Source organism: Mycobacterium sp. TH-M15, assembly GCF_057473705.1.
On sequence record NZ_JBYCLB010000458.1, the window covers coordinates 1 to 5562 of the forward strand.

Below are 5562 nucleotides of genomic sequence, written 5' to 3' on the forward strand. Positions count from 1 at the left end.
GTCGTCGCGATGGTGGAGAAGAGGCTCGCGTCGGGTGCCGGCTATCTGGTCGACGGCGAGTATCCCGACGTGTACTTCCGCGCCGACGCCACCCGGCAGTTCGGCTACGAGTCCGGCTACGACCGGGAGACCATGCTGGCGCTCTTCGGTCAGCGCGGCGGCGACCCGGACCGGCCCGGAAAGACCGACCGGCTGGATGCGCTGATCTGGCGTGCCGCCCGGCCGGGCGAGCCGAGCTGGCCGTCGCCGTTCGGTCCGGGACGGCCCGGCTGGCACGTCGAGTGCTCGGCGATCGCGCTCAGCCGGATCGGCGCCGGCCTGGACATCCAGGGCGGCGGCACCGACCTGATCTTCCCGCACCACGAGTTCTCGGCCGCGCACGCCGAGTCGGTCACCGGCGAGCGGCGGTTCGCCCGGCACTACGTGCACGCCGGGATGATCGGCTGGGACGGCGAGAAGATGTCGAAGAGCCGGGGCAATCTGGTGCTGGTGTCGCAGCTGCGGCAGCGGGGGGTCGAGCCGGCGGCGATCCGGCTGGGCCTGCTGGCCGGGCACTACCGCGCCGACCGGCTCTGGGACGACGGCTGGCTGGCCGACGCCGAGGCCCGGCTGCACCGCTGGCGCGCCGCGGTTGCGCTGCCGGCGGGCCCGTCGGCCGACGACGTGATCGCTCGGCTGCGCGGCTACCTGGCCGACGACCTGGACACCCCGACGGCGCTTGCCGCGCTGGACGGCTGGGCCACCGACGCGCTCGAGTACGGCGGCCACGACGCGGGCGCGCCGGCCGCGGTGGCCACTGCGGTGGATTCGCTGCTGGGGGTGAAGCTGCGGTAACCGGTACCGGTGGTACCTTGTGCGCCATGACCTCTGTTGACGACAAAGTCATCTTCATCACCGGCGGCGCGCACGGGATCGGCGCCGAGACGGCTCGCCGGCTGCACCGCAAGGGCGCCAAACTGGTGCTCACCGACCTGGACGAGGCCCAGCTCAAGGCCGTCGCCGCCGAGCTGGGTGACGACCGGCTGCTCACCGTGGCCGCCGACGTGCGCGACCTGTCGGCGATGCAGGCGGCCGCGACGCAGGCCGTCGACCGGTTCGGGCGGATCGACGTGACGGTGGCCAACGCCGGCATCGGCAGCTACGGATCGGTGCTGGGGGTGGACCCGGAGGCGTTCAAGCAGGTTGTGGACGTCAACCTGGTCGGGGTGTTCAACACCGTGCGGGCCACCGTGCCGGCGATCATCGAGCGGCGCGGCTACGTGCTGGTGGTGTCGTCGCTGGCGGCGTTCGCCGCCGCCCCCGGGATGGTGCCCTACGACGCGTCGAAGGCCGGCTCCGAGCACCTGGCCAACTCGCTGCGCATGGAGCTGGCCGAGCGCGGGGTCGGAGTCGGCTCGGCGCACATGTCCTGGATCGACACCGCCCTGGTTAGGGACACCAAGAAGGATCTGTCGACGGCGGCGGAGATGTTCGCCAAGCTGCCATGGCCGCTGAGCAAGACCACCTCGGTCGGCGCCTGCGCCGACGCGTTCGTCAGGGGCATCGAGAAGCGCAGCGCCCGGGTGTACTGCCCACGCTGGGTGGGGCTGTTCCGCTGGCTCAAGCCGGTGCTGACCACCCCGGGCGCCGAGGCGATGATCGGCCGGTCCACCCGGGGGCTGCTGGACCGGATGGACGCCGAGGTCGCCGCGCTGGGCCGGTCCACCAGCAGCTACACCCAGGAGCTCGAGCAGCGGTAGCTCAGCGGCGTCGCCGGCGCAGATACCGTTCGAACTCCGCGGCCAGCGCGTCGCCGTCGACCTTGCTCAACGCGTCGTTGACGTCCACCTCGGCGTCGCCGCGCTGCTCCAGGGTGGCCACGTACTCGGCGATCTCGTCGTCCTCGCCGGCCATCTCGCTGACCGCCCGCTTCCACTCCTCGGCCTGCGTCGGCAGCTCGCCGAGCGGCACCTCGACGTCCAGCACGTCCTCCACCCGGCGCAGCAGCGCCACGGTGGCTTTCGGGTTCGGCGGCTGGGATACGTAGTGCGGCACCGCCGCCAAGAACGTCACCGCCGGAATCCCGGCCGCCACGCAGGCCGCCTGGAACACCCCGGTGATGCCGGTCGGGCCTTCGTAGCGGGTCTCGGTCAGGCCGAACCGGCCGGCCGACTCCGGCGAGTAGGCGGCCCCGGAGACCGGCACCGGCCGGGTGTGCGGGGTGTCGGCCAGCAGCGCCCCGAGGATCACCACGGTGTCGACGTCCAGCTTCTCGATCAGCGTCACCAGCTCGGTGCAGAAGGTGCGCCAGCGCATGTTCGGCTCCACCCCGTGCATCAGCACGATGTCGCGGTCGCTGCCCGGCGGCCGGCAGTGCGACACCCGCATCGACGGCCAGACCAGCTCCCGGGTGACCCCGTCCACCTGGCGGATCACCGGCCGGTTGACCTGGTAGTCGTAGTAGGCCTCGTCGTCGATGTCGACGATCAGCCGGGCCAGCCAGATGGTGTTGAGGTGCTCGACGGCGTCGCTGGCCGCGTCGGCGGCGTCGTTCCACCCCTCGAACGCCACCACCGCGATCGGACGGTGCAGATCCGGCAGGGCCGCAGCGCCAAACGTGGGGTCAGGTGTCACATCGCCAGGGTAAGGCTTACCCGCCGCCGCCGGAGCCGGGTGGCGCAGACCGCCCCGACGGCACAGCTAGGCTTGCCGGAATGGCCACCCCCGATGGCGCCGACGCATCGTTGCGGGCCGTGCTGTGGGACATGGACGGCACCCTGGTCGACTCGGAGACGCTGTGGGATGTCGCCATGGAGGCGCTGTACACCCGGCTGGGCGGGGTCCTCACCCCGGAGGTGCGGGCCGCGACGGTCGGCGGCTCCGAGCAGACCACCATGCGCATCGTCTACACCGACCTGGGCCTGCCGCTGGACGCGGCGGCGATGACGGAGTCGGCGCGCTGGCTGCACGACTGCGCCGCCGGGCTGTTCGGCGCCGGCCTGCCCTGGTGCCCCGGCGCGCGGGAGCTGCTGGGCGCCCTGGCCGCCCAGCAGGTCCCGATGGCGCTGGTCACCAACACCCCGCGTGAGCTGGCCGAGCTGGCCCTGGACAGCATCGGCCGGGACTACTTCGCCGCGATCGTCTGCGGGGACGAGGTGGCCCACGGCAAGCCGGCACCGGACCCGTACCGGCGGGCGGCCGCCCTGCTCGACGTCGACCCGGGCCGCTGCCTGGCCGTGGAGGACTCGCCGACCGGCGCTGCCGCGGCCGAGGCGGCGGGCTGCCCGGTGCTGCTGGTGCCCGGCAAACTCACGGTGCCGACCGGCCCGCGCCGCCGCCGGGTGGGCTCGCTGGCCGGGCTCTCGGTCGCCGACCTGCGGAGCATCCACGCCGGGCTGGCGCCGGTCGACGAGCCGGCCGGCTGAGCGAAACCGCCGTGACTTTCTTCCGCCTCGCGTGACACAATCGCTGGCCGTGAAGACCTTCGAGGCGTTATTCGCCGAACTGGCCGATCGGGCCGCCACCCGCCCGGCCGGCAGCGCCACCGTGGCCGCGCTGGACGCCGGCGTGCACAGCATCGGCAAGAAGGTCCTCGAAGAGGCCGGTGAGGTGTGGCTGGCCGCCGAACACGAGTCCGACGACGCGCTGGCCGGCGAGATCAGTCAGCTGCTGTACTGGACCCAGGTGCTGATGGTCGCGCGCGGGCTCAGCATCCACGACGTGTACCGGAAGCTGTGAGCGCGATGCTGCGGGTCGCCGTCCCCAACAAGGGGGCGCTGAGCGAGTCGGCCGCCGAGATCCTGGCCGAGGCCGGCTACCGGCGGCGCACCGACGCCAAGGACCTGACCGTCATCGACCCGGCCAACAAGGTCGAGTTCTTCTTCCTGCGGCCCAAGGACATCGCGATCTACGTCGGCTCCGGCGAGCTCGACTTCGGCATCACCGGGCGCGATCTGGCCGCCGAGTCCGGTGCGCCGGTGCGGGAACGGCTGGCGCTGGGCTTCGGCGCGTCCAGCTTCCGGTACGCCGCCCCGGCCGGCCGGGACTGGACCGTCGCCGACCTGGCCGGAAGACGGATCGCCACCGCCTACCCGAATCTGGTGCGAAAAGACTTGGCAGACAAGGGTATTCAGGCGACGGTGATCCGGCTGGACGGTGCGGTGGAGATCTCGATTCAGCTCGGGGTGGCCGACGCGATCGCCGACGTGGTCGGGTCCGGGCGCACGCTCGGGCTGCACGGGCTGGTGGCGTTCGGCGAGTCGCTCTGCGATTCGGAGGCGGTGCTGATTGAGGGCGTCGCACCGAACGGCCGCAGCGCCGAGGTGGCCGCGTCGCGCGACCAGCTGGCGGCGCGGGTGCAGGGCGTGGTCTTCGGCCAGCAGTACCTGATGCTGGACTACGACTGTCCGCGCTCGGTGCTCGACGACGCCACCGCGATCACCCCGGGGCTGGAGTCGCCGACGATCGCGCCGCTGGCCGATCCGGACTGGGTCGCGGTGCGGGCGCTGGTTCCGCGCCGGGGGATCAACGCGATCATGGACGACCTGGCCGCCATCGGCGCCAAGGCCATCCTGGCGTCGGACATCCGGTTCTGCCGGTTTTGATCGTCTTTTCGTCGTCGCCGATACCGCAGGCCACCGGCGTGTTAGCGTCCGGTGGTGACGCATTTCATCGTCCTGCTGTTCGCCTTGCTGATCGGGGTGGTCGCCGGTCTGCGCTCGCTGACCGCCCCGGCCGTGGTCGCCTGGGCCGCATTCCTGCACTGGATCAACATGGACGGCACCTGGGCGGCCTGGCTGGCCCACCCGGTGACGGTCACCGTGTTGACCGTGCTGGCGGTCGCCGAACTGATCTTCGACGCGCTGCCCAATGTGCCGCATCGGGTGCGGGTGACGCCGTTCTTCGTCCGGATCGTGCTGGGCGCGTTCGCCGGTGCGGTGATCGGCACCGCGTGGAACTTCCCGTGGGGCAGTCTGGGCGCCGGGATGATCGGGGCGGTGCTCGGCACCGTCGGTGGCTACCGGGCGCGCCAGCGGCTGACCGCCCGAAACGAGGAGCACGACCTGCCGGTGGCGCTGCTCGAAGACGCGGTCGCGGTGCTCGGCGGGATCGGCATCGCGGCGCTGACGGCGCTGCCGCTGTGAGCTAGCGGCCGCAGAGCCGCTGCACCAGGATGGTCTGCGCCGACGTTCCGATGAACCCGGTGCGGTCGAACAACTCCGCGGTGGTCACCCCGATCCCGTCCGGGCCGATCGACGCGCGGGCGCGCAGCCCGAAATCCGCCCCGGACGGCAGCCGGTGCAGATGCACGACGGTGTCGGTGTTCATGAAGGTGAACTCGCGGAAGTCCAAGGCCGCACCGACCCCGTTGGCCGAGTCGACCACCATCGCCAGCCGCTGCAGCGGCGTCGTCTCGTCGGTGTCGACCAGGTGCACCGTCGGGGTGAGCCAGGAGACCGCGGTGCCGTCGGCGGTGTCCGGCTGCGGCCGCCAGTCCACCGAGTGAAAGTAGCCGCTGGCGTCTTCGAACCAGGGCAGCGGAGGCTGCCGCGGACCCTCGTCCAGCGGCGCGTGCCGGTCGGT

At 72.1% G+C, this 5562-nt stretch carries 8 protein-coding genes; 6 read left to right on the plus strand and 2 right to left on the minus strand.

Going from position 1 to position 5562, the window contains the following annotated elements; translation table 11 throughout:
- Together AC2VNT_RS11085 and AC2VNT_RS11090 are read left to right on the plus strand one after the other, a co-directional pair.
- On the plus strand, positions 1-834 hold an 834-nt coding region (locus AC2VNT_RS11085), incomplete at its 5' end, for a cysteine--1-D-myo-inosityl 2-amino-2-deoxy-alpha-D-glucopyranoside ligase (RefSeq protein WP_486946900.1).
- A gap of 26 nt (positions 835-860) precedes the next feature.
- Positions 861-1739, plus strand: a complete 879-nt coding sequence (locus AC2VNT_RS11090) for an SDR family oxidoreductase (RefSeq protein WP_486946901.1) — start codon at positions 861-863, stop codon at positions 1737-1739.
- A gap of 1 nt (position 1740) precedes the next feature.
- On the opposite strand, the gene AC2VNT_RS11095 is transcribed toward AC2VNT_RS11090, so the two are convergent.
- Positions 1741-2613 carry a PAC2 family protein gene (locus tag AC2VNT_RS11095; protein ID WP_486946902.1) on the minus strand — a complete coding sequence of 291 codons (873 nt, stop codon included), beginning with the start codon at positions 2611-2613 and terminating at the stop codon, positions 1741-1743.
- 80 nt (positions 2614-2693) lie between these two features.
- On the opposite strand from AC2VNT_RS11095, the gene AC2VNT_RS11100 reads away from it, so the two are divergent.
- Genes AC2VNT_RS11100 through AC2VNT_RS11115 form a run of 4 tightly spaced genes read left to right on the plus strand, consistent with a single transcriptional unit; the run spans position 2694 to position 5123 of the window.
- Positions 2694-3404 carry an HAD family hydrolase gene (locus AC2VNT_RS11100; RefSeq protein ID WP_486946903.1) on the plus strand — a complete coding sequence of 237 codons (711 nt, stop codon included), beginning with the start codon at positions 2694-2696 and terminating at the stop codon, positions 3402-3404.
- A 31-nt stretch (positions 3405-3435) separates the two neighbouring features.
- Positions 3436-3717 carry a phosphoribosyl-ATP diphosphatase gene (locus AC2VNT_RS11105; protein WP_486946904.1) on the plus strand — a complete coding sequence of 94 codons (282 nt, stop codon included), beginning with the start codon at positions 3436-3438 and terminating at the stop codon, positions 3715-3717.
- Between the two features lie 5 nt (positions 3718-3722).
- Positions 3723-4583: an ATP phosphoribosyltransferase gene (hisG, locus tag AC2VNT_RS11110; RefSeq protein WP_486946907.1), complete on the plus strand. Its 861-nt coding sequence runs from the start codon at positions 3723-3725 to the stop codon at positions 4581-4583.
- Positions 4584-4637: 54 nt separating this feature from the next.
- A complete protein-coding gene (locus tag AC2VNT_RS11115; RefSeq protein ID WP_486946905.1) occupies positions 4638-5123 on the plus strand; it encodes a DUF4126 family protein in 486 nt (161 codons plus the stop codon).
- A gap of 1 nt (position 5124) precedes the next feature.
- On the opposite strand, the gene AC2VNT_RS11120 is transcribed toward AC2VNT_RS11115, so the two are convergent.
- Positions 5125-5562: thioesterase family protein (locus tag AC2VNT_RS11120; protein WP_486946906.1), on the minus strand; the 438-nt coding region annotated here is incomplete at its 5' end.

Coding starts and splice junctions, on each gene's coding strand:
- AC2VNT_RS11090 (WP_486946901.1), top strand. CDS start 861: ATGACCTCTGTTGACGACAAAGTCATCTTCATCACCGGCGGCGCGCAC.
- AC2VNT_RS11100 (WP_486946903.1), top strand. CDS start 2,694: ATGGCCACCCCCGATGGCGCCGACGCATCGTTGCGGGCCGTGCTGTGG.
- hisG (WP_486946907.1), top strand. CDS start 3,723: ATGCTGCGGGTCGCCGTCCCCAACAAGGGGGCGCTGAGCGAGTCGGCC.